18 protein-coding genes and 1 riboswitch are annotated in these 22,331 nt (G+C 71.2%); of the genes, 8 read left to right on the forward strand and 10 right to left on the reverse strand.

The annotated features are described in order from the left end of the window. Positions 1 to 43 precede the first annotated feature (43 nt). The 4 genes from RKD23_RS10145 to RKD23_RS10160 all read right to left on the reverse strand — a co-directional run bounded on the left by RKD23_RS10145 (position 44) and on the right by RKD23_RS10160 (position 4,900). Positions 44 to 739, reverse strand: coding sequence for a GntR family transcriptional regulator (locus tag RKD23_RS10145; protein WP_424853391.1), 696 nt, complete (start codon positions 737 to 739; stop codon positions 44 to 46). Between the two features lie 213 nt (positions 740 to 952). After that, entirely contained in the window at positions 953 to 1,717 is a 765-nt protein-coding gene (locus RKD23_RS10150) for a M23 family metallopeptidase (protein ID WP_424853392.1), read from the reverse strand. A gap of 12 nt (positions 1,718 to 1,729) precedes the next feature. Continuing rightward, positions 1,730 to 1,894: riboswitch (cyclic di-AMP (ydaO/yuaA leader) on the reverse strand. Between the two features lie 214 nt (positions 1,895 to 2,108). Next, the gene (locus RKD23_RS10155; RefSeq protein ID WP_424853393.1) at positions 2,109 to 3,497 is read right to left on the reverse strand and encodes a M16 family metallopeptidase; all 1,389 of its coding nucleotides are present in this window, start codon (positions 3,495 to 3,497) and stop codon (positions 2,109 to 2,111) included. After that, positions 3,494 to 4,900, reverse strand: coding sequence for a M16 family metallopeptidase (locus RKD23_RS10160; protein ID WP_424853394.1), 1,407 nt, complete (start codon positions 4,898 to 4,900; stop codon positions 3,494 to 3,496). Before RKD23_RS10160 ends, RKD23_RS10155 begins: the two co-directional genes overlap by 4 nt. A 293-nt stretch (positions 4,901 to 5,193) precedes the next feature. On the opposite strand from RKD23_RS10160, the gene RKD23_RS10165 reads away from it, so the two are divergent. Further along, positions 5,194 to 7,650, forward strand: a complete 2,457-nt coding sequence (locus RKD23_RS10165) for a DNA gyrase/topoisomerase IV subunit A (protein ID WP_424853395.1) — start codon at positions 5,194 to 5,196, stop codon at positions 7,648 to 7,650. On the opposite strand, the gene RKD23_RS10170 is transcribed toward RKD23_RS10165, so the two are convergent. Beyond that, on the reverse strand, positions 7,647 to 8,702 hold the full coding sequence (locus RKD23_RS10170) for a CobW family GTP-binding protein (protein WP_424853396.1): 1,056 nt from the start codon (positions 8,700 to 8,702) through the stop codon (positions 7,647 to 7,649). The genes RKD23_RS10165 and RKD23_RS10170 overlap by 4 nt on opposite strands. A 331-nt stretch (positions 8,703 to 9,033) precedes the next feature. On the opposite strand from RKD23_RS10170, the gene RKD23_RS10175 reads away from it, so the two are divergent. After that, complete coding sequence (locus RKD23_RS10175; protein WP_424853397.1) at positions 9,034 to 9,585, forward strand: DUF6082 family protein; 552 nt, start codon at positions 9,034 to 9,036, stop codon at positions 9,583 to 9,585. 181 nt (positions 9,586 to 9,766) lie between these two features. Beyond that, a complete protein-coding gene (locus tag RKD23_RS10180) occupies positions 9,767 to 10,003 on the forward strand; it encodes a hypothetical protein (protein WP_424853398.1) in 237 nt (78 codons plus the stop codon). A gap of 189 nt (positions 10,004 to 10,192) precedes the next feature. Here RKD23_RS10180 and RKD23_RS10185 read toward each other — a convergent pair whose 3' ends face one another. Continuing rightward, on the reverse strand, positions 10,193 to 11,368 hold the full coding sequence (locus tag RKD23_RS10185; protein ID WP_424853399.1) for a citrate synthase/methylcitrate synthase: 1,176 nt from the start codon (positions 11,366 to 11,368) through the stop codon (positions 10,193 to 10,195). A 109-nt stretch (positions 11,369 to 11,477) separates the two neighbouring features. On the opposite strand from RKD23_RS10185, the gene RKD23_RS10190 reads away from it, so the two are divergent. From RKD23_RS10190 to RKD23_RS10205, 4 genes are all read left to right on the forward strand, one after another. Beyond that, a complete protein-coding gene (locus RKD23_RS10190; protein WP_424853400.1) occupies positions 11,478 to 12,734 on the forward strand; it encodes a citrate synthase in 1,257 nt (418 codons plus the stop codon). A 126-nt stretch (positions 12,735 to 12,860) separates the two neighbouring features. After that, positions 12,861 to 13,802 carry a sucrase ferredoxin gene (locus RKD23_RS10195; RefSeq protein ID WP_424853401.1) on the forward strand — a complete coding sequence of 314 codons (942 nt, stop codon included), beginning with the start codon at positions 12,861 to 12,863 and terminating at the stop codon, positions 13,800 to 13,802. Positions 13,803 to 13,921: 119 nt separating this feature from the next. Continuing rightward, on the forward strand, positions 13,922 to 15,595 hold the full coding sequence (locus RKD23_RS10200) for an ATP-binding protein (RefSeq protein ID WP_424853402.1): 1,674 nt from the start codon (positions 13,922 to 13,924) through the stop codon (positions 15,593 to 15,595). Continuing rightward, positions 15,592 to 16,272 (forward strand): DUF7342 family protein, encoded by a 681-nt coding sequence (locus RKD23_RS10205; RefSeq protein WP_424853403.1) that lies wholly within the window; start codon positions 15,592 to 15,594, stop codon positions 16,270 to 16,272. The genes RKD23_RS10200 and RKD23_RS10205 overlap by 4 nt, the downstream gene beginning before the upstream one ends. An 18-nt stretch (positions 16,273 to 16,290) precedes the next feature. On the opposite strand, the gene RKD23_RS10210 is transcribed toward RKD23_RS10205, so the two are convergent. From RKD23_RS10210 to RKD23_RS10220, 3 genes are all read right to left on the reverse strand, one after another. After that, positions 16,291 to 17,883 (reverse strand): solute symporter family protein, encoded by a 1,593-nt coding sequence (locus RKD23_RS10210; protein WP_424853404.1) that lies wholly within the window; start codon positions 17,881 to 17,883, stop codon positions 16,291 to 16,293. Continuing rightward, positions 17,880 to 18,431: a DUF485 domain-containing protein gene (locus RKD23_RS10215; protein WP_424853405.1), complete on the reverse strand. Its 552-nt coding sequence runs from the start codon at positions 18,429 to 18,431 to the stop codon at positions 17,880 to 17,882. Before RKD23_RS10215 ends, RKD23_RS10210 begins: the two co-directional genes overlap by 4 nt. A gap of 89 nt (positions 18,432 to 18,520) precedes the next feature. Next, the gene (locus tag RKD23_RS10220) at positions 18,521 to 20,644 is read right to left on the reverse strand and encodes a DNA gyrase/topoisomerase IV subunit B (RefSeq protein ID WP_424853406.1); all 2,124 of its coding nucleotides are present in this window, start codon (positions 20,642 to 20,644) and stop codon (positions 18,521 to 18,523) included. 437 nt (positions 20,645 to 21,081) lie between these two features. Here RKD23_RS10220 and RKD23_RS10225 point away from each other — a divergent pair, with 437 nt between their 5' ends. After that, positions 21,082 to 21,312 carry a DUF7455 domain-containing protein gene (locus tag RKD23_RS10225; protein ID WP_155056247.1) on the forward strand — a complete coding sequence of 77 codons (231 nt, stop codon included), beginning with the start codon at positions 21,082 to 21,084 and terminating at the stop codon, positions 21,310 to 21,312. 112 nt (positions 21,313 to 21,424) lie between these two features. Here RKD23_RS10225 and RKD23_RS10230 read toward each other — a convergent pair whose 3' ends face one another. Further along, complete coding sequence (locus RKD23_RS10230; RefSeq protein ID WP_424853407.1) at positions 21,425 to 22,288, reverse strand: serine protease; 864 nt, start codon at positions 22,286 to 22,288, stop codon at positions 21,425 to 21,427. Positions 22,289 to 22,331: the final 43 nt, after the last annotated feature.

Here is a 22,331-nt window from a genome sequence, read left to right on the forward strand (position 1 = left end):
TAAACCCCGGGGAATTACTCCCTCTTTGTATACGGTGCCCGTGTTAATGCCGCACGCCCGACATGTTTACGGGATGTTGCGAAGTCCTCACACGCTCCGCGCGATCGGCGCCGCCGGAAAAGCGCAGCCGGTGCGCGGCGATCGCCCGCTCGGTGTGCAGCGCGGTGATCGCCCGCGCGCGTTCGCCGTCCCCGCGCGCGACGGCGTCCACGATCGCGCCGTGCTCGGCCCAGGAGTCCACGGGGCCGGACGGCGCCTCCACGGTGTACATCCAGGCGATCTTGTGCCGCAGCTGGGTCAGCACCGACACCAGAGCGGGGCTGCCGGACGCCTGGGCCAGCGTCTCGTGGAACCAGCCGCCCAGGGAGCGCAGATCCTCGCTGTTGCCCCGCCTGGCCCGCTCCTGGCCCAGCCGGACGAGGCCGCGCAGCACCTTCAGATGGGCCTCGGTGCGGCGCTGGGCGGCCCGTGCGGCACCCAGGGGCTCCAGCAGCACGCGCATCTCCAGCAGGTCGGCGGCCTCCTGCTCGGTGGGCTCGGCGACACACGCGCCCGCGTGCCGCCGGGTGACGACGAAGCCCTCCGCCTCCAGCGTGCGCAGCGCCTCGCGGACGGGGACGCGCGAGACGCCGTAGCGGCGCGCGAGCAGTTCCTCGGTGAGCCGGCTGCCGCGTTCGTGGACCCCCGCGACGATGTCGTCCCGGATCGCCGTGCATACCGAGTGCGCCGGAACACGCATGACCGACCTCCGCCTTTAATCCCCGTGAAACGTCGACGATTGACGTGTGTTCAGCGACTCTATTGCAATGCGGCCGCATTTCCGACGGCGGGCCGGAATCCATGGATATTTTTTGGACAATCGGCCGCCGGGCGGCGACCGGAACGCCGAAAGCCCCGGCTGCGGGAGCCGGGGCTTTCTGGGCTGTCGAGGCTTTCGGGGAAGACCTGTCGGTCAGATGTTCACGCCGTGCGAGCGGAGGTAGGCGACCGGGTCGATGTCGGAGCCGTACTCGGGGCTCGTCCGGGCCTCGAAGTGCAGGTGCGGGCCGGTGACGTTGCCGGTGGCGCCGGACAGGCCGATCTGCTGGCCGGGGACGACCGACTGGCCCACCGCGACGGCGATGGAGGACAGGTGGCCGTACTGGGTGTACGTGCCGTCGTGCATCCGGATGACGACCTGGTTGCCGTACGCGCCGCCCCAGCCGGCCTCGACGACCGTGCCCATGCCGACGGCCTGGACGAGGGTGCCGCTGGCGGCGTGGAAGTCGACGCCGGTGTGGCTGCCGGAGGACCACAACGCGCTGCTGGCCTGGTAGGCGGTGGAGACGTACGAGCCGGCGATCGGGGCCACGAAGGTGTTCAGGCGCTTGCGCTCGGCCTCACGGGCGGCGCGCTCCCTGGCCTCGCGGGCGGCCTCGGCCCGCGCCTCGGCGCGCTTGACGGCGGCCTCCTCGGCCCGCTGCTCCGCGAGCGCCTCCTCGGCGGCCTGCTTCTGCGCGGCGGCCTGGGCGTCGATCTGCTCGGCGACGGAGTCGCCGATGGTGACGACCGGCAGCAGGCCGGTCTGCTCGGCCTCGGGCTCGGCGGCGAGGGCCGGCCCCGCGAGGGTGCCGATGACGCCGGTGGTGGTGAGCGCCGCGACGCCCGCCGCACGGGCGGTGCTGCGCTGCATCCGGCTGGGACGACGATGCTTCCCGGTGGCGCGCGTGAACGCCATGAAGTGGCTGGTCCTTTCCTTCCCTCTCGCCTACCGGGTTAGCTGACGGGTTCGGAGCAGGAAGGTCTCCTACGGACCCCCTCGCTTCACGCGCGGGCGTCCGATTCACCCCAGGGACTGCGATGGGTCCCCGGCTCCCCTGGCTCGCGCCGTAGGGGGACTCGGCGATGACTGTCCGGTGCCGCGGATGCGGCGCACTGCGTGACGAACAGCCCGGACGACACTAAGGGGATCATCTTTCGATCCTCTAATGGATCAGCGCTTTTGTAGCGCACGCCACAGGGCAGACGGGCAGCATCTCCTGCAATTCACAGCCAACTCGGACAAACGAGGGCCCTGATGACGCTCCGGTCACCAGGGCCCACGCGCGTGTGGCGCGAATTCGCCGTCCCTACTCGGCGCTCACCACGGTGACTTCACCGATGCCGAGGGCCTCCACGGGCTCCTTGATCTGCGCCGCGTCGCCGACCAGGACCGTCACCAGCCGGTCCACCGGGAAGGCGTTCACGACGGCCGCGGTGGCCTCCACCGTGCCGGTGGCGGCGAGCTGTTGATACAGCGTCGCCTGGAAGTCGTCGGGCAGATGCTGCTCGACCTGGTCGGCCAGCGTGCTCGCGACGGCGGCGGCCGTCTCGTACTTCAGCGGCGCCACCCCGACGAGGTTCTGCACGGCCACATCGCGCTCGGCGTCGGTCAGCCCGTCCGCGGCGAGGGTGCGCAGCACCGTCCACAGGTCCGCCAGCGCCGGGCCGGTGTTCGGGGTGTCGACGGACCCGCTGATGGCGAGCATCGACACGCCCGTGCCGTCGGGCGCGGAGCGCAGCACCTGGCCGAAGGACCGCACGCCGTAGGTGTAGCCCTTCTCCTCGCGCAGGACGCGGTCCAGGCGGGAGGTGAGGGTGCCGCCGAGGCAGTACGTGCCGAGCACCTGGGCGGGCCACACACGGTCGTGGCGGTCGGGGCCGACGCGGCCGATGAGCAGCTGCGTCTGGACGGCACCGGGGCGGTCCACGACGACGACCCGGCCGGTGTCGTCGGCGGTCACCGCCGGTACGGGCCGCGGCGCGGCCTTGGAGCCCGTCCAGGCGCCGAGGGTCTCGCCGAGCAGGGCGTCCAGGTCCAGGCCCGTCAGGTCGCCGACGACCACGGCGGTGGCGGTCGCGGGGCGCACATGCCGCTCGTAGAAGGCGCGCACGGCCGCGGAGTCGATCGCGGCGACCGTCTCCTCGGTGCCCTGGCGCGGCCGGGACATGCGCGACGCCTGCGGGAACAGTTGCCGGGAGAGCTCCTTGGCCGCGCGGCGGGCCGGGTTGGCCAGCTCGTGCGGGATCTCGTCGAGGCGGTTGCGCACCAGCCGCTCGACCTCGCCGTCGGCGAAGGCGGGCGCCCTGAGGGCGTCGGCCACCAGGCCGAGGGCCTTGGTGAGGCGGGAGGCGGGGACCTCCAGGCTGAGGCGGACGCCGGGGTGGTCGGCGTGCATGTCGAGGGTGGCGCCGCAGCGCTCCAGCTCGGCGGCGAACTCCTCGGCGGAGTGCTTGTCGGTGCCCTCGGAGAGAGCGCGGGCCATGATCGTGGCCACGCCCTCCTGGGCGGCCGGCTCGGCGTCGAGCGGCGCGTCCAGCAGCACCTCGACGGCGACGACCTGCTGGCCGGGGCGGTGGCAGCGCAGCACCGTCAGGCCGTTGTCGAGCGTCCCGCGCGTGGGCGCCGGGAACGCCCACGGCCTGGCCTCGCCCGGCTTGGGCTGCGGGTGGAAGTCCATCGCGGCGAGCTCGGTCACTTGGCCGCCTCCTCGTCGTTGTCGTGGGCGGCCTCCACCGTGGCTTCGGCCTCCGGGTCCTCGGGGAAGTCCTCGTCCTCGGTGTGCTCCGCGGACTCGGGCGACAGCGGCTCGTAGACGAGCACCGCGCGGTTGTCGGGCCGCAGCCGCGCCGCGGCGACCTCGCGGACCTCGTCGGCGGTCACCTCCAGGACGCGCTGTACGGCGGTCAGGGCGAGCTGCGGGTCGCCGAACAGGACGGCGAAGCGGCACAGTTCGTCGGCGCGGCCGGCGACCGTGCCGAGCCGGTCCAGCCATTCGCGCTCCAACTGCGCCTGGGCGCGCTCCATCTCCTCGGCGGTGGGGCCCTCCTCGGCGAACCGGGCGAGCTCCTCGTCGATGGCCGCCTCGATGACGGGCACCTCGACATCTCCGGAGGTCTTCACGTCCAGCCAGCCCAGCGAGGGCGCCCCGGCCAGCCGCAGCAGGCCGAAGCCGGCCGCCACGGCCGTACGGTCACGTCGTACGAGCCGGTTGTAGAGGCGGGAGGACTCGCCGCCGCCGAGGACGGTCAGCGCCAGGTCGGCGGCGTCGCACGCGCGTGTGCCGTCCTGCGGCAGCCGGTAGGCGGCCATCAGCGCCCGCGCGGGCACCTCCTCCTCGACGACCTGGCGCAGCTGATCGCCGATGACGTCGGGCAGCGTGCCGTCACGCGGGGCGGGCTTGCCGTCGTGGCCCGGGATGGAGCCGAAGTACTTCTCGACCCAGGCGAGCGTCTGCTCGGGGTCGATGTCGCCGACCACGGACAGCACCGCGTTGTTGGGCGCGTAGTAGGTGCGGAAGAACGCGCGCGCGTCCTCCAGGGTCGCCGCGTCCAGGTCGGCCATCGAGCCGATCGGCGTGTGGTGGTAGGGGTGGCCCTCCGGGTAGACGAGGGCGGTCAGCTTCTCGAACGCGGTGCCGTAGGGCACGTTGTCGTAGCGCTGACGGCGCTCGTTCTTGACGACGTCGCGCTGGTTCTCCATGGACTCGTCGTCGAGTGCGGCGAGCAGGGAGCCCATGCGGTCGGCCTCCAGCCAGAGCGCGAGCTCCAGCTGGTGGGCGGGCATGGTCTCGAAGTAGTTGGTGCGCTCGAAGCTGGTGGTGCCGTTGAGGGAGCCGCCCGCCCCCTGCACCAGCTCGAAGTGACCGTTGCCCTTGACCTGGCCCGAGCCCTGGAACATCAGGTGCTCGAAGAGGTGAGCCAGGCCGGTGCGTCCCTTGACCTCGTGACGGGAGCCGACGTCGTACCAGAGGCACACCGCCGCGACCGGGGTCAGATGGTCCTCGGAGAGCACCACGCGCAGGCCGTTGGCCAGGCGGTGCTCGGTCGCTGTCAGGCCGCCGGAGCCTGCCTGGTCTGTGGCCGTGTGACCCATGGGCATGTACGTCCCTTCGATCGCGGATGCGGTTGCTGAAAACCGCTGTTCTCCTGCCGGTCCTGCCACTGTATGCAAGCGTGCGGACCGCCGGTGGAGTTCCCGGCCGCCGTACGCCCAGAGCGAGATCCCGTAGCCTGCGGACACACGCCGCCACTGGCGACGCGGGGTCCGGTCCGTCGTTGTCAGTGCCTAGGTCCACAATGGTCCGCGTCAGAATTCGTTCACGCTTCCGCCGGAGCGAGCCGAGGGGACGCGTCCCGTAGGCGAACGACCAGAGCAAAAGGAGCCAGGCAGCGATGGCCCGCCGCAGCACGAAGACCCCGCCGCCCGACGACTCGTTCGAGGAGCGCATCCTCGACATCGACGTCGTCGACGAGATGCAGGGCTCCTTCCTCGAGTACGCGTACTCGGTCATCTACTCCCGAGCCCTGCCCGACGCGCGTGACGGCCTCAAGCCGGTCCACCGCCGCATCGTCTACCAGATGAACGAAATGGGGCTGCGCCCCGAGCGCGGCTATGTGAAGTGCGCCCGCGTGGTGGGCGAGGTCATGGGTAAATTGCACCCGCACGGCGACTCGTCGATCTACGACGCCCTGGTGCGCATGGCCCAGCCCTTCTCGATGCGCGTGCCCCTGGTCGACGGCCACGGCAACTTCGGCTCGCTGGGCAACGACGACCCGCCGGCCGCCATGCGGTACACCGAGTGCCGGCAGGCCGAGGCGACGAGCCTGATGACCGAGTCGATCGACGAGGACACGGTCGACTTCGTCCCCAACTACGACGGCCAGGAGCGGGAGCCGGTCGCCCTGCCCGCCGCCTTCCCGAACCTCCTGGTCAACGGCTCCTCGGGCATCGCGGTCGGCATGGCCACCAACATGCCGCCGCACAACCTGCGCGAGGTCATCGCGGCCGCCCGCCACCTGATCAAGTACCCGAACGCCGACCTCGACGCCCTCATGCGCCATGTGCCGGGCCCGGACCTGCCCACCGGCGGCCGGATCGTCGGCCTGTCCGGCATCCGCGACGCCTACGAGACCGGCCGCGGCACCTTCAAGATGCGCGCCACCGTCTCCGTGGACTCGGTCACCGCGCGCCGCAAGGGTCTGATCGTCACCGAGCTGCCGTTCACGGTCGGCCCGGAGAAGGTCATCGCGAAGATCAAGGACCTGGTGGGCTCGAAGAAGCTCCAGGGCATCGCCGACGTCAAGGACCTCACCGACCGCGAGCACGGCCTGCGTCTGGTCATCGAGGTCAAGAACGGCTTCGTGCCGGAGGCGATCCTGGAGCAGCTGTACAAGCTGACGCCGATGGAGGAGTCCTTCGGCATCAACAACGTCGCGCTCGTCGACGGCCAGCCCCTCACGCTGGGCCTGAAGGAGCTGCTGGAGGTCTACCTCGACCACCGCTTCGAGGTCGTGCGCCGGCGCAGCGAGTACCGCCGCACCAAGCGCCGCGACCGGCTGCACCTGGTCGAGGGCCTGCTCACCGCGCTGGTGGACATCGACGAGGTGATCCGCCTGATCCGCTCCAGCGAGAACTCCGCGCAGGCCAAGCAGCGCCTGATGGAGCACTTCTCGCTGAGCGAGATCCAGACGCAGTACATCCTCGACACTCCGCTGCGCCGCCTGACCAAGTACGACCGCATCGAGCTGGAGGCGGAGAAGGAGCGGCTGAACACCGAGATCGAGGAGCTGACCCGGATCCTGGAGTCGGACACCGAGCTGCGCAAGCTGGTCTCGGCCGAGCTGGCCTCGGTCGCCAAGAAGTTCGGCACGGACCGCCGTACGGTCCTGCTGGAGTCCGCGGGCTCCCCGGCGCCGACCGTGTCCCTCCAGGTCGCGGACGACCCGTGCCGGGTGCTGCTGTCGTCGACGGGGCTGCTGGCCCGCACGGCGAACGCCGAGCCGTTCGCGGAGGACGCCGACGGGCGGCGCACCAAGCACGACGTGATCGTCTCGGCGGTGCCCTCCACCGCGCGCGGCGAGGTGGGTGTGGTGACCTCGGCGGGCCGGCTGCTGCGGATCAACGTGGTGGACCTGCCCCAGCTGCCGGACACCGCGGCCGCGCCGAACCTCTCGGGCGGAGCGCCGCTCGCGGAGTTCGTCTCGCTGGAGGACGGCGAGACGGTGATCTGCCTGAGCACGCTCGACGAGTCCTCCCCGGGCCTGGCGATCGGCACCGAGCAGGGTGTGGTCAAGCGCGTGGTCCCGGACTACCCGGCGAACAAGGACGAGCTGGAGGTCATCACCCTCAAGGAGGGCGACCGGATCGTCGGCGCGGTCGAGCTGCGCACCGGCGAGGAGGACCTCGTCTTCATCACGGACGACGCCCAACTGCTGCGCTACCAGGCCTCGCAGGTCCGCCCGCAGGGCCGGCCGGCGGGCGGTATGGCGGGCATCAAGCTCACCGACGGCGCCAAGGTCATCTCCTTCACGGCCGTCGACCCGGCGGTGGACGCGGTGGTGTTCACGGTCGCGGGCTCGCGCGGCACCCTGGACGACTCGGTGCAGACGACGGCCAAGGTGACGCCGTTCGACCAGTACCCGCGCAAGGGCCGGGCCACCGGCGGTGTGCGCTGCCAGCGGTTCCTCAAGGGCGAGGACTGTCTGTCCCTGGCCTGGGCGGGCGCCGCGCCGGCCCGTGCCGCGCAGAAGAACGGCACCCCGGCCGAGCTGCCGGAGATGGACCCGCGCCGGGACGGCTCGGGCGTGTCCCTGGCGAAGACGGTGGCCGCGGTGGCCGGGCCGGTCTAGAGACCGGGTTCGGCCTCCTGGTCGTCCGCGCCGCGTACGTAGCGCAGAACGCCCCACATGCCGTGCTCGTCGGCGTGTGGGGTGTCGCTCGCGCAGGCCTCGAGTTCCTTGGCGAGGGCGGGCGCGTCGATCCCGGCGCCGATGAGGACGAGCTGGGTGAGACGGTCCTCGCCGGCCGCCCACGGCTCCGGGGAGAACCGAAGGAACCTGCCCACGGCATGGACGCCGTAGCGGTTCCCTGTGTCGTACGGCCCGAAGTCGACGTACCCCTTGATCCGGTACAGCCCCTCGGGACGGCTGTCGAGGAACGCCATCAGCCGGCGCGGGTCCATCGGGGTCCCGGAGGTGAACGACAGGGTGTCGTAGGCCGAGTGGAGATGACCTGCGTGGTCCTCGCCCGCGTCGTGCTCGTGGAGGTCGTCGAAGGACAGCTGCCCGATGCGTTCCTCGCCGGGCCGGCAGTCGAAGAGGAACTCGGGGTCGAGACGGCCGTACGAGGCCGGGACGACGGCCGCCTTGTCGGCGAGGGAGCGCACGAGCGCGAGGACCCGTTCGCCGTCGGCGGCCCGGTCGGTCTTGTTGACGACGACGAGGTCGGCGAGGGCGAGATGCCGGTCGATCTCGGGGTGCCGCGCGCGCGTGGCGTCGAACTCGGCGGCGTCGACGACCTCGACCAGCCCGCCGTAGACGATCCCCGGCAGCTCGCTGGCGAGCAGCATGCGCACGAGTTCCTGAGGTTCGGCGAGTCCGCTGGCCTCGATGGCGATGACGTCGATGCCGGCCGTGGGGTGGGCGAGCCGCTCCAGATAGACGTCGAGTTCGCTCGCGTCCACCGCGCAGCACAGGCAGCCGTTGCCGAGGGAGACGGTCGAGTCGCCGAGCGCGCCCGCGACGGCCATGGCGTCGATCTCGATGGCGCCGAAGTCGTTGACGATCGCGCCGATACGGCTGCCTCCGCTGTGGTGCAGCAGGTGGTTGAGCAGCGTGGTCTTGCCGGAACCCAGGAATCCGGCAAGCACGACGACGGGGATCTGCCGCGGACGGTGACCCAATGTGCGACCTCTCTCACGCCCGGGCGCGCACCGGATCGCGACCGTGCACGCCGTCGAGGATTGAATGCCGCCCCAGGATACGAGCCACAGGAATCACCGCGAAGTGAACGATTGTTAGCAGCATTTGCGGGGCAGACGTCTGGCAAGGTGCCGGGGCGTGCGGCGGGCGTGCGACCCTCGTTTCCCTCCGTGCGCCTCCTTCCTCCGCCTCCCCGCCGATCAGAGCCGCTCGGCACCCTGGAGGTGGCACGCGCCGCCCATCGCTCGCCGGTTCCCATCAGTCGACCCGCATCCCGACGACCGGCGGACGGTGCCTGATTCGGGGGTTGACATGGCCACACGGAAGCACCTCACGGGGAGGCTGAACTCCGCCGCAACTGCCCTTCTGATCTCCGCCACCACCCTGACGCTGGTCGCCCGCAGGCGCCGCCTCGACGAGGCGCGGCTGGAGCAACGACGGCTGGAACTCGAAGAACTGGCCGTCCGGCGCAGGGCGTTCGCCCATCAGCAGCGCATGCACTGGGAGCTGCTGGCCAGGGCGATCGACGACCCCTCGCTGGCGGCGGTGATCGACACCTACGACAAGAACATCCCGGCGGAGAAGCGCCGCCAGTTCTTCTACGCCAACGCCTGGTACGCCTATCTCTTCCATCAGTACCGCGCCGAGGTCCTGGACCAGCACGAGCTGTACACGGTGTTGCGCGAGTTCTTCCAGAGTCCGCTGTTCCGGGAGTACTGGGAGGCGTCGAAGGCCCAGCGCGCGACGCTGAAGCGGTCGTCCGACGAGGCCAGGATCGGACGCATGGTCGACGGCCTGGTGCAGGAACTGGACGACGCCGACACGGACGAGTGGTGGGTCGTGGGGCACCCGCCGGCCGACTGAACGCGCCCCTGCCGGCTGTCAACTCGCCTTCATCGCTGAACGTGCTCCTGCCGGCTGTCAACTCACCTTCATCACTGACCCGGCAGGGTGTCTTTGGCACGTCTGCGCCCGTGCGTCCCGCCGGTCCCAGTACGGTGCTGTCCCAGAACTGTGCCCAGCCCGCCTAAGGACCGGTACCCCCTTGAAAATCGTGCGCCGCATCGGTGTGCCCCCGAGCGCCCGAGGTAGTAACTCTGGAGCCAACTGCCCGGACGTGTTCGAGCTGAGCGACGGCAATTTCGCCGTCATCGGCACCGAAGCCACCGAGGCGCTGGAGGGCGAACTCCCCTCCGATGCCTCCCGCGCCGACTACGAGCGCATCGTCATCGTGAGCCGGGAGACGCTGATCCGCGCCAAGGCAGACATCCCGGACGTCTGATCTCACACGGACGTCTGATCCCACACGGGCGCGTGTCCCCACAGGACCCCCGTCCCCGTGGAAAGCCCCACCCGGCCGCATGTGACAACGGAGCGATTCGGGTACCGACCCGGCGAGCAGCCCGGCACCCCGTCCTGCTCGCCCCTCGATGTGGCCTGGCGCCCAGAACGGCACCGGGCCACACGCGCGTCAGGCGACCTGCTGGACCTCGGGCACCGCCACAGGCGGCACCGGGCCGACGTACCGCGCCACCGGGCGGATGATCTTCGGGTCCTCGGCCTGCTCCAGGATGTTGGCGCTCCAGCCCACCACCCGCGCGGCAGCGAAGGTCGGAGTGAACATCTCGCGCGGCAGCCCGCACAGCTCCATGACCAGCCCCGCGTAGAACTCGACATTGGTGTGCAGCTCACGACCGGGCTTCAGCTCGGCCAGCACCGCCTCGACGCCCCGCTCGACCTGGACGGCGAAGTCCACGCGCTCGCCGCCGAACCCCTGCGCGATCTCCCGCAGCATCCGGGAACGGGGGTCCTCGGTGCGGTAGATCGCGTGCCCGAAGCCCATGATGCGGTCACCGGCGAGGACACGCTCACGCACCCAGGCGTCGATGCGGTCCGGGGTGCCGATGGCGTCCAGGGTGTCGAGCGCCCGGCTGGGGGCGCCACCGTGCAGCGGCCCGGACAGGGCGCCCACGGCCCCCACGAGGCAGGCGGCGACGTCCGCGCCCGTCGAGGCGATCACGCGTCCTGTGAAGGTTGATGCGTTGAATCCGTGATCAATGGTTGAGATCAAGTATTGCTCGATCGCCCTGGTACGCCGTGCGTCCGGCTCCTCGCCGGTCAACATGTACAGGTAGTTGGCGGCGTACGACAGGTCCTCACGCGGCGGGACCGGGTCGAGCCCCTCGCCCAGCCGGTGCAGCGCCGTCAGCAACGTGGGTACGGCGGCGGTCGCCGTCACGGCGTCCGCGCGGCGCTGGGCGGCGTCGATGTCGTACACCGGCCGGAACCCCTGGGCGGCGCCCAGCAAGGACAGCGCGGTGCGCAGGCCCGCGAGCGGGCCGGAGCGGCCGCCGGCCGCGGCGATAGCGGGCAGCGCCGCGGCCACCTGCTCAGGCAGCCGCCGCAGCGCGGCGGTCTCGGCGGCGAACGCGGCACCGCGCCCGGCGTCGGGGAGCTCGCCGTGGACCAGGAGATGCCAGACGTCCTCGAAGCTGCGGGTCTGCGCGAGTTCGACGGCGGAGTACTGGCGGTAGTGGTAGAAGCCCTCGCGTCCTCGTACGTCGCCGATCTGGGTGTCGGTGACGACGACGCCCGCGAGTCCCCGCGGTACGTCGACAAGAGTTGCTGCGGACCGGTTGACGGACATGTTTCCTCCCTGGACTTGATTCGACTGTCCATGGTTGACTGAGAGTCTGTCAATATTGATTGAATCAATACATAATCAATCTGTTGTGGATCTGGATACGGTGGCCCCCATGCGTGATCAGCAATCCGGTGCCGGCCCCGCGGAGCGACGGCTGAGCACCAAGGAGGCCGCCGAACTCCTCGGCGTGAAGCCCGAGACCGTCTACGCGTACGTCAGCCGCGGGCAGCTCAGCAGCCGGCGCGCGCAGGGCGGCCGGGGCAGCACCTTCGCCGCCGAGGAGGTCGAGGCGCTCGCGCGCCGCAACAGGCGGGAGAGCGCGGCGACCCAGGCGTCCGGCGGTGAGCTGTCCGTGCGCACCCGCATCACGCTCATCGAGAAGGACCGGTACTACTTCCGGGGCGTGGACGCGGCCGAGCTCGCCGCGCGCCACTCCTACGAGGAGATCGCCGAGTGGCTGTGGACCGGGCGGCTGCGCCCGGCGGTCACCTTCGCCGCGCCCGCGGCCTCGGTGGCCGTGGCCCGCCGCGCCGTCGACGCACTGCCCGAGCACGCGGGCCCCACCGACCGGCTGCGCGTCGCCGCCATCGCCGCGGCCACCGCCGACCCGCTGCGGTTCGACCTGTCCGAGGAGGCCGTGCTCGGCACCGCGCGCACCCTCATCCCCACCCTCGTCGCCGCCCTGCCCCCGGTGCGGGGCGCGCGCCAGGACGAGGGCCCACTGGCACTGCGTCTGTGGCCGCGACTGAGCGGCAGACGGCCCGACGAGGCGTCACTGCGCGTCCTGGACACGGCGCTCGGTCTGCTGGCCGACCACGACCTCGCCGCCTCGACCCTCGCGGTGCGCGTGGCGGCCTCCGCCCGCGCGCACGCCTACGCCGCGGTATCGGCGGGCCTGGGCGTGATCGAGGGCCCGCTGCACGGCGCGGCCAGCGGGCTGGCCCACCGCATGCTGCTGGAGGTGCTCGACCAGGGCGACGCCGCCCCCGTGGTCGCCGACGAACTGCGCGCGGGCCGTCGCATCCCGGGCCTCGGCCACCGGCTCTACTCGGGCGAGGATCCACGCGCGCGTGCCCTGTTCGCCCTCCTGGAGGAGATCCCGAGCGCCCAGCCTGCGCTCGCCGCCGCCCGGGACGTCGTGGAGACCACCGCCCGGCACACCCCGCTGCACGCCAACGTGGACCTGGCTCTGGCGGTGCTCACCGTGTCCTCCGGCATGCCCGCGACGGCCGGCGAGACGATCTTCGCGGTGGCCCGCACGGCGGGCTGGATCGCCCATGCGCTGGAGGAGTACGGCGAGCGGCCCCTGCGAATGCGGCCGAGCGGCTTGTACGCGGGGCCCAGGCCGCCGCAGCCGCTGCCGGAGTAGGCGCCTCCAAGGAGGCCAGTCAAACCCCACCAGTCACTCCGGCAACAGGACATTTACCCCGGCCCCCGTCGGGACACAGACGCGACAACAGGTCACGGAGCGGCAACTCAGGTTAGGCTCACCTCTGTGAGTGCGTGTGCGACCGTCTCGCGGGACTTCGACGAGCCCGTCGCCGGGACCGCGGCCCCGGCGACGACCTGGCTGCTGCTGGAACAGCCGGGCCCGTGGGGTGCCCGTGCGCTCACCTCCAGCCATCTCGACCCCGCCCTGGGCCGGGCCCTGGAGGCCGCCGCGAAGGGCACGGGCGTGCGCATCGCGCTCATCCGCCGCTCCGGGCGGCACGCCGACAGCCACTTCCCCGCCGCACGCCGGGTGTACGTGTCGCACACCGTGCCGGGCAGGGTCTGGCTGCGCGAGGCCACCGTCACCGACCCGTACCGGCTGCTCGACCTCGACTTCGCCGCCCTCGGCAGAGGCGACCACAGCTCCTTCGACGCCGCCCTGCAGGGCCGCCCCCACACCGACGGCCCGCTGGCCCTGGTGTGCACCAACGGCAAGCGCGACCGCTGCTGCGCCCTGCTGGGCCGGCCGCTCGCGGCCGAGCTCGCCTCGTCCGGGGTCGGCGGCGTCTGGGAGGTCACCCATCTGGGTGGTCACCGCTTCTCGCCGACGGTGCTCGTCCTGCCGTACGGGTACGCGTACGGGCGCGCCGAGGCCCACACCGTCAAGGAGGTCCTCCACGGCGTACGGGAGGGCCGGATCATGCTGGACGGCTGCCGGGGTGCCTCCGCCTGGGAGCGGCCCGGGCAGGCGGCCGAGCTGGCCGTGCGCGAGGAGGTGGGCGAGGACGCGGCCGAGGTGCTCACCGTCGTGCGCACCGACGGTGCGGCTCCCCGCTGGGAGGTGACCGTCGCGCACGTGGACGGGCGCCACTGGCGTGTGAGCGTCGCCCAGGGCGCCTCCCAGCCGCCCCGCCCCGAGAGCTGCGGGACCTCGATCCTCGGAGCGCCCGCGCGGATGGACGTGGTGTCCGTGCGCGAGCTGGCGACGGCGGCGCTGGCGAGCTGACGCCTCTTGATCATGGGTTGATCAGGAGTTGATCAGGGCCGTTCGTCAGGAAGTCTTGATCAAGAGATCAACCCCACACCATTGCGGCGGCCCGGGCCCGGCCACGTACCGTCATGGGTATGAGCCCCACTCCCCCCGCACGCCGCCTGCGGCTCGGCCTGCCCCGCCGGGTGTTCTCGCAGGTGCTGCTCATGCAGGTGGCGATCGCCGCGGGGGTCGCGGTGCTCGCGACCGGTCTCTTCCTCGCACCGCTCAGCGACCAACTGGACGACCAGGCGATGCGCCGGGCCCTGGCCATCGCGCAGACGACCGCCGCACAGCCGCAGATCGCCGAGGACGTCGTCGGCACGCCCGCGACCGTCGACGGCCCGGTGCAGCGGGAGGCGGAACGTATCCGCCGGGCCACGGGGGCCGAGTACATCGTCGTGATGGACCGGCGCGGCGTGCGCTGGTCGCACACCGAGCCCCGTGAGGTCGGCCGGAGGGTCTCCACCGACCCCAGCCAGGCGCTCGCCGGCCATGAGGTCATGGAGATTGACGAGGGCACGCTGGGCCGCTCGGCGCGCGGCAAGGTGCCGTTGCGCGACGGCGAAGGCGACATAGTCGGCGCGGTCTCGGTCGGCATCGCGTACGACAGCGTGCGAGCCCGGCTGATCCACGCGATCCCCGGACTGTTCGCCTACGCGGGAGGCGCCCTGGCGGTCGGCGCGCTGGCCGCCTGGCTCATCGCCCGCCGGGTGCAGCGACAGACACGGGATCTGGCGTTCTCGGACATCTCCGGCCTGCTGGCCGAGCGGGAGGCGATGCTGCACGGCATCCGCGAGGGCGTCGTCGCCCTGGACCGCTCCGGGCGCGTCCGCCTGCTGAACGACGAGGCACAGCGGTTGCTCGGCATCGGCGACGAGGCCGTGGGCCGCTCCCCCGACGAGGCGCTCGGCGAGGGACGCACCGCCGACGTGCTGGCGGGTCGCGTCACCGGGACCGACCTGCTGACGGTCAGCGGCCCGCGGGTGCTGGTCGCCAACCGCATGCCGACCGACGACGGCGGCGCCGTCGCCACCCTGCGCGACCGCACCGAGCTGGAGCAACTAGGCCGCGAGCTGGACTCGACCCGGGGCCTGATCGACGCGCTGCGCGCGCAGGACCACGAGCACGCCAACCGCATGCACACCCTGCTGGGCCTGCTGGAACTGGAGATGTACGACGACGCCGTGGAGTTCGTCGGCGAGGTCGTCGGCGACCACCGGGCCACCTCCGAGCAGGTCACCGAGCGCATCCACGATCCGCTGCTGGCCGCCGTCCTGGTCGGCAAGGCGACCGTCGCCGCCGAGCGCGGGGTGGCCCTGTGGGTGTCCGACCGCACCCGGCTGCCGGACCGGCTGGTCGATCCCCGGGGTCTGGTCACGATCGTCGGCAACCTGGTGGACAACGCCCTCGACGCAGTCGCCGGCACCCCGCACGCGCGCGTGGAGATCGAGCTGCACACCGAAGCCCGCGCGGTCGTGCTCCAGGTACGGGACACAGGGCCGGGCATCCCGCAGGAGCAGCGCGAGGTGATCTTCACCGAGGGCTGGTCCACCAAGGAGCCTCCCGCCCACCGGGAGCGGGGCATCGGGCTGTCCCTGGTCCGCAGGCTGGCCGAGCGCCATGGCGGCAGTGCCACGGTGGGCGAGGCTCCGGGCGGGGGCGCGGAGTTCACGGTCGTCCTGCCCGAGGCGCTCACCGAGCCCGCCCTGGAGTCGGCCGTGACCGTGCCGTCCGGCGAGACCGACGTCCCCGAGGAGTCGCGATGATCGAGGTGCTGGTCGTGGACGACGACGTCATGGTCGCGCGTGTGAACGCCGCTTACGTCGACAAAGTGCCGGGCTTCCATGTCGCGGGCGAGGCGCACAGCGCCGCAGAGGCACTGCGCAGGCTGGAGGAGCTGCCCGGCCTCGACCTGGTGCTCATGGACCACTACCTGCCGGACGAGACGGGGCTCGACGTCGTCCGGGAGATGCGCCGCCGTGGCCACCGTACGGACGTGATCATGGTGACGGCGGCCCGGGACGTGTCCACCGTGCAGGAGGCCATGCGGCAGGGGGCGTTGCAGTACCTGGTCAAGCCGTTCGCGTTCGCGGGGCTGCGCACCAAGCTTGAGGCGTACGCGCAGTTGCGCCGGACCCTGGACGGCGGCGGCGAGGCCGAACAGGCCGAGGTCGACCGGATCTTCGGCGCCCTGTCCGCCCCTTCGGAGCCCGATCTGCCCAAGGGCCACTCCCCCACGACCGCGGAGCTGGTGCGGCAGGCGCTGATGCACGCCGAGGGCCCGCTGTCGGCCCAGGAGATCGCCGAGCGCACCGGGGTGAGCCGGCAGACCGCCCAGCGCTATCTGAAGCTCCTGGAGCGCACGGGCCGCGCCACGCTCACGCTCAAGTACGGCGACGCGGGCCGCCCGGAGCATCGCTACGTCTGGGCGAAGCGCCCCTGAGACGCGTTCGAGCCTCCGCTACGCCGCCCCGGCCCCGGTCAGCGACCGCACCTCGGTCTCCGCGTGCTTGGCCTCGTCCGCCTCCTCGGTGGAGGTCACGGTGCCGAGCCAGCCCGCCAGGAAGCCCAGCGGGATGGAGAGGATGCCGGGGTTCTGCAGCGGGAAGAGCTGGAAGTCGACACCCGGGAACAGCGCGTCGGGGCTGCCGGACACCACGGGCGAGAACACCACCAGCAGTACGGCCGGCACCAGCCCGCCGTAGACCGCCCACACGGCGCCACGGGTGGTGAAGCCGCGCCAGAAGAGCGAGTAGAGCAGCACCGGCAGGTTGGCGGAGGCCGCGACGGCGAAGGCCAGGCCGACTAGGAACGCGACGTTCAGCTCCCGGGCCAGCAGGCCGAGCGCGATCGCGACCACACCGATGCCGACCGCGGCGATCCGCGCCACGGCCACCTCGCTGCGCGGTTTGGCGTGCTTGCGCCGCAGGGACGCGTACAGGTCGTGGGCGACGGAGGCGGACGAGGCCAGCGTGATCCCCGCGACCACCGCCAGGATCGTGGCGAAGGCGATGGCGGCGACGATCGCGAACAGAACCGTTCCACCCGTGGAGTCCGCGCCGCCGCCCAGGTCGAGCGCCAGCAGCGGAACGGCCGTGTTTCCCGCGGCGTTCGAGTTGCGCACCGCGTCCGGACCGACGATCGCGGCCGCTCCGAAGCCCAGCACGATGGTCATCAGATAGAAGCCGCCGATGAGCCCGATCGACCACACCACCGACCGCCGGGCGGCCCGCGCCGTGGGCACGGTGTAGAACCGCGACAGGATGTGCGGCAGCCCGGCCGTGCCCAGCACCAGGGCGATGCCGAGGCTGATGAAGTCGAAGCGGGCGGTCCAGTCCCCGCCGTATCTCAGCCCGGGCGCCAGGAACCGGTCGCCGTGCCCGCTGCGCTCGGCCGCGCTGCGCAGCAGATGGTCGAAGTCCCCGTGAAACCGCACGAGTACGAGCACGGTCAGGGCGATCGTCCCGCCCATGAGCAGGACCGCCTTGACGATCTGGATCCAGGTGGTGGCCCGCATCCCTCCCATCGACACATAGATCACCATGAGCGCGCCGACGCCGATGACCGTCCAGGACTGCGCCGCCTCGCTCGTACCGCCCAGCAGCAGCGCGACCAGGCTGCCCGCACCCACCATCTGCGCCACCAGATACAGAACGGACACCACCACCGAGGAAGTTCCCGCCGCGATCCGCACCGGCCGCTCACGCATCCGCGCGGCGACGACGTCGGCCAGGGTGAACCGGCCGCAGTTGCGCACCAGTTCGGCGACCAGGAACAGGACCACGAGCCAGGCGACCAGGAAGCCGACCGAGTACAGCAGTCCGTCGTAGCCGAACAGCGCGATGAGGCCGGAGATGCCGAGGAAGGAGGCGGCGGACATGTAGTCACCCGCGATGGCAAAACCATTCTCCATGGGCGAGAACAGCCGTCCGCCGACGTAGAACTCCTCGGCGGAGCCATGCCGGTTGCGGCTCACCCACGTCGTGATACCCAGGGTGACGGCGACGAACGCGCTGAACAGCACCAGCGCCAGCGTCTGGTGATCGTCCGTCACAGGGCACCGCCTCGCACACCGCGGGTCAGTTCCTGGGTGTCCCAGCGCAGTTCGAGGGCCGCGCGGTCCCGGCGCAGGCGGGCATGGCGGGCGTAGGCCCACGTGAGGACGAAGGTCGTGAGGAACTGGCCGAGCCCGGCGAGCATCGCCACGTTCACCGCCCCCACGACCGGCCGGGCCATCAGCCCGGGCGCGGTGGTGGCGGCGACGACGTACCCGAGGTACCAGACGAGGAAGCCGACGACGGCCGGCACCACGAACCTGCGGTACCGGCTGCGCACCTCCTGGAAGGCCGCGCTGCGCTGGACCTCCAGATACACGTCCGCCGCGGCGAGGGCGCCGTCCCGGCCGTCCCCGCGCGCGGGGGGCACGGCAGTGGTCATCTCGCCTGCCTCGCCCCAGCCCGTGGCGAGCGCGTCGTACCAGGGGTCGTCGTATCCCGCCGGGCCGGACGGATCGGCGGCCTTGTGCTGCCGAGCGCCGGGGCGGTCCGCCGGTGTCGCGGGACCGTCCCCGCCCGCGCGGGGACGACCATGGGTTGAGTGCATGCCCAAGGATGGACAGAACGGGAAGATCCCCACTCTTCTTCCTTGGGCTGTTCACCCCTTCAGGTGACCTGAGCCCGCGCGGGCCGCGCTCAGGCGTCGATGCGTGACCGGTCCAGCGTCGCGGCCGAGCTGGAGATGAACTCCTTGCGCGGTGCCACGTCGTTGCCCATGAGGAGGTCGAAGACCTGCTCGGCCGCCTCCAGGTCGGAGAGGTTGATCCGGCGCAGGGTGCGGTGGCGCGGGTCCATGGTGGTCTCGGCCAGCTGGTCGGCGTCCATCTCGCCCAGACCCTTGTAGCGCTGGATCGAGTCCTTGTAGCGGATGCCCTTGCCCTGGAACTCCATGAGCTTGTCGCGCAGCTCACGGTCCGAGTACGTGTACACGTACTTGTCCTGGCCCTTCTTGGGCTGGGTCAGCTCGATCCGGTGCAGCGGGGGCACCGCGGCGAACACCCGGCCTGCCTCGACCATGGGCCGCATGTAGCGCTGGAACAGCGTCAGCAGCAGACAGCGGATGTGGGAGCCGTCCACATCGGCGTCGGTCATCATGATGATCTTGCCGTAGCGGGCGGCGTCGATGTCGAAGGTGCGGCCCGAGCCGGCCCCTATGACCTGGATGATCGCGCCGCACTCGGCGTTCTTCAGCATGTCCGTGACGGACGACTTCTGGACGTTGAGGATCTTGCCGCGGATCGGCAGCAGCGCCTGGAACTCGGAGTTCCGGGCGAGCTTGGCCGTGCCGAGCGCGGAGTCTCCCTCGACGATGAACAGCTCGCTGCGGTCGACGTCGTCGCTGCGGCAGTCGGCCAGCTTGGCGGGCAGCGAGGAGGACTCCAGGGCCGTCTTGCGGCGCTGGGCGTCCTTGTGCTGACGGGCGGCGATCCGCGTACGGGCCGCGGCGACGACCTTCTCCAGCACCACGCGCGACTGCTGCGCGGCATCGCGCTTGGTGGCGGTCAGGAACGCCTTGAGCTCCTTGGAGATCACGTTGTTCACGATGCGGCGGGCCGCCGAGGTGCCGAGCACCTCCTTGGTCTGACCCTCGAACTGCGGCTCGGCGAGCCGGACGGTGACGACCGCGGTCAGGCCCTCCAGGGCGTCGTCCTTGACGACGTCGTCCTCGGCGACGCGCAGCAGCTTCTTGGCGCGCAGCACCTCGTTCATCGTCTTGGCTACGGCCTGCTCGAAGCCGGCGACATGGGTGCCGCCCTTGGGCGTGGCGATGATGTTGACGAACGACCTGAGGGTCGTCTCGTACCCGGTCCCCCAGCGCAGCGCCACGTCGACGCCGAGCTCGCGGGTGACCTCGGTCGGCGTCATCTGGCCGTGCTCGTCCAGGACGGGGACGGTCTCCTTGAACGTGCCCTGTCCGGTGAAGCGGAGGACATCGCAGATGGCCTTGTCGCTCGCCAGGTACTCGCAGAACTCGCTGATGCCACCGTCGTAGCGGAAGGACTCCTCGCCCTTGCTGCCGCCCTCGCCGAGGCCGTACTCGTCGCGGACGACGATGGTCAGGCCGGGCACCAGGAACGCGGTCTGCCGGGCGCGCTGGTGGAGCGTCTCCAGGTTGAGCTTGGCGTCCTTGAGGAAGATCTGGCGGTCGGCCCAGTAGCGCACGCGCGTGCCAGTGCGTGTCCTGGGCAGCTTCTTGGTCTTGCGCAGTCCCCCCTTGGCCTCGAACTTCGCGTCCGGGCCGCCCGCGGCGAAGGCGCCGGGAACGCCGCGGCGGAAGCTGATGGCGTGGGTGTGGCCGCTGCGGTCGACCTCGACGTCCAGCCGCGCGGACAGGGCGTTGACCACGGAGGCGCCGACACCGTGCAGACCGCCGGAGGCGGCGTAGGAGCCGCCGCCGAACTTGCCGCCGGCGTGCAGCTTGGTCATGACGACCTCGACACCGGACATGCCGGTCTTGGGCTCGACGTCGACCGGGATGCCACGGCCGTTGTCCCGCACCTCCACCGAGGCGTCGTCGTGGAGGATCACCTCGATGTGGTCGCAGTAGCCACCGAGGGCTTCGTCCACGGAGTTGTCGATGATCTCCCACAGACAGTGCATGAGACCGCGGCTGTCGGTGGATCCGATGTACATACCCGGGCGCTTGCGTACGGCCTCGAGCCCCTCGAGGACGAGCAGGTGCCGCGCGGTGTAGTTGGAACCGTCCCGGTCTGCTCCTGCCAGCAGCGCTGTGGACGGCACGGACGTCTCGGCGGTCACGCGGTTCGCTCCTCGCTGAATTTCAGGTGGGGCCCTTCTGGGTAAGGGCACGGCTTCGGTCGCCGCTCAGAGGGTACCGAGGCCTGGTAGAGCCGTTGTAACGCCACCCTCACATGGAAGACAGACTAGTCCACGGTCGCATAGGTGTTCGATCCCTCGAAGGGGTGAAGTGCACATCACGTTCCCTTCCAGGCATGAACCATTTAGGCTCCGGGCACGTCCTCATGAACAACCGGCAAGCCAGCCGGGGGACCGAAACCGAAGACAGCGCGAACCCGTACGACACAGAGACACGCAATACGGCACATTCGCCGCCAACCGGCAGCAGACAACCACTCGGAAGATTTTTTCGAGAGAAAGCCCCGAGCGGGAACGATTTCGGGCTGGTTGGATGTTGACCCTGGTACGACAGCTCGTCGAGCTAGAGAAGAGGCGACGTGACTACTGTTCTGACCCCCGCGAGCCCGCTGACGGCCGCTGATCGCTGCGACCGCTGCGGCGCCCAGGCATACCTGCGCGTCGTCCTGCTGAGCGGCGGAGAACTGCTCTTCTGCGCCCACCACGGTCGCAAGTTCGAGCCGGAACTCAAGAAGATCGCCGCTGAGATACAGGACGAGACTGAGCGGCTCACTGCCGCTCCGGCATCCGCCTCGGAAGAAGAGCGCTGACCATTCGCGTCCACGACGAGCCAGCACCGGCCAGGCCGGTGAACGGGCGGCGGCCCCTGCTCCCAGGGGCCGCCGCCCGTGCTCGTGGACCGTGTGAGGCGGTCAGACCCCCTCAGGAGCCCTCCTGGGCCCCTTCAGCGTTCTGCGCGGCGCTCCATCCCAAGGTGCGGACGGCGTCCGACACCCGCGTGTACACCCCCGGGCTGCCGGCCCGACCGCAGCCGCTGCCCCAGGACACCAGCCCGATCAGACGCCCCTGGGCGACCAGCGGCCCCCCGCTGTCCCCCTGACAGGCGTCCGGGCCGCCTTCCGCTTCCCCGGCGCACACCATCCGGTCGGCGCGGTAGGTTCCCTCGGCACCGCCTGGATAGGCCTCGGCGCACGCCTCGTCGGCCAGCACATGCACGCGCGCCGCACGCAGCCGGTAGGCATAGTCCCCGGCTCCCGTGACATCCCCCCACCCGTAGACCAGGGCCGCCGTCCCCGGCGTGTACGCCGGGTCGCCCTCGCCTGCCATCGGGACGGCCGCATCCTCCGCCACGGGCTCGGCGAGGGTCAGCACCGCGAAGTCCCCGGAGTTGCTGACGCTGTCGTAGTCCGGGTTCACCCATACGTCCCGCACCGGGATCTCCTGGCCCTCCCGCGAGCGGAGATCGGTGCGGCCCGCGATCACCTTGAGGTCACGCACGCGGTCGGGCGGGGCACCGAGCACCTCCTCGTCCATGCAGTGGGCCGCGGTGAGGACAGTGGTCCTCCCGACCACCACGCCCCCGCAGAACTGTCCCGCGCGTGTACCCCCGAACCGGTCACGGCTGGACAGCGCGACTGTCCAGGGACCTTCTGAGACATCGATCGCAAAGCCGCCCACGACCACGCTGTCGGCGGCTGTGGGGGCGGCGGACGCCAGCGGTATCGCGGCCACCGCGGCCGCCAGGACCAGCGGCCGGGTCAGTGCCCGGGCAAAAGGGCGACGCATACGCGCTCCTCACTCTGTGGTGTTCATTGAGACACCCAGAGTG

The sequence above is a fragment of the Streptomyces sp. SAI-170 genome, assembly GCF_049739565.1.
GTDB lineage: Bacteria > Actinomycetota > Actinomycetes > Streptomycetales > Streptomycetaceae > Streptomyces.

Coding starts and splice junctions, on each gene's coding strand:
- RKD23_RS10145 (WP_424853391.1), bottom strand. CDS start 739: ATGCGTGTTCCGGCGCACTCGGTATGCACGGCGATCCGGGACGACATC.
- RKD23_RS10150 (WP_424853392.1), bottom strand. CDS start 1,717: ATGGCGTTCACGCGCGCCACCGGGAAGCATCGTCGTCCCAGCCGGATG.
- RKD23_RS10160 (WP_424853394.1), bottom strand. CDS start 4,900: ATGCCCATGGGTCACACGGCCACAGACCAGGCAGGCTCCGGCGGCCTG.
- RKD23_RS10165 (WP_424853395.1), top strand. CDS start 5,194: ATGGCCCGCCGCAGCACGAAGACCCCGCCGCCCGACGACTCGTTCGAG.
- RKD23_RS10175 (WP_424853397.1), top strand. CDS start 9,034: ATGGCCACACGGAAGCACCTCACGGGGAGGCTGAACTCCGCCGCAACT.
- RKD23_RS10185 (WP_424853399.1), bottom strand. CDS start 11,368: ATGTCCGTCAACCGGTCCGCAGCAACTCTTGTCGACGTACCGCGGGGA.
- RKD23_RS10190 (WP_424853400.1), top strand. CDS start 11,478: ATGCGTGATCAGCAATCCGGTGCCGGCCCCGCGGAGCGACGGCTGAGC.
- RKD23_RS10200 (WP_424853402.1), top strand. CDS start 13,922: ATGAGCCCCACTCCCCCCGCACGCCGCCTGCGGCTCGGCCTGCCCCGC.
- RKD23_RS10205 (WP_424853403.1), top strand. CDS start 15,592: ATGATCGAGGTGCTGGTCGTGGACGACGACGTCATGGTCGCGCGTGTG.
- RKD23_RS10215 (WP_424853405.1), bottom strand. CDS start 18,431: ATGCACTCAACCCATGGTCGTCCCCGCGCGGGCGGGGACGGTCCCGCG.
- RKD23_RS10230 (WP_424853407.1), bottom strand. CDS start 22,288: ATGCGTCGCCCTTTTGCCCGGGCACTGACCCGGCCGCTGGTCCTGGCG.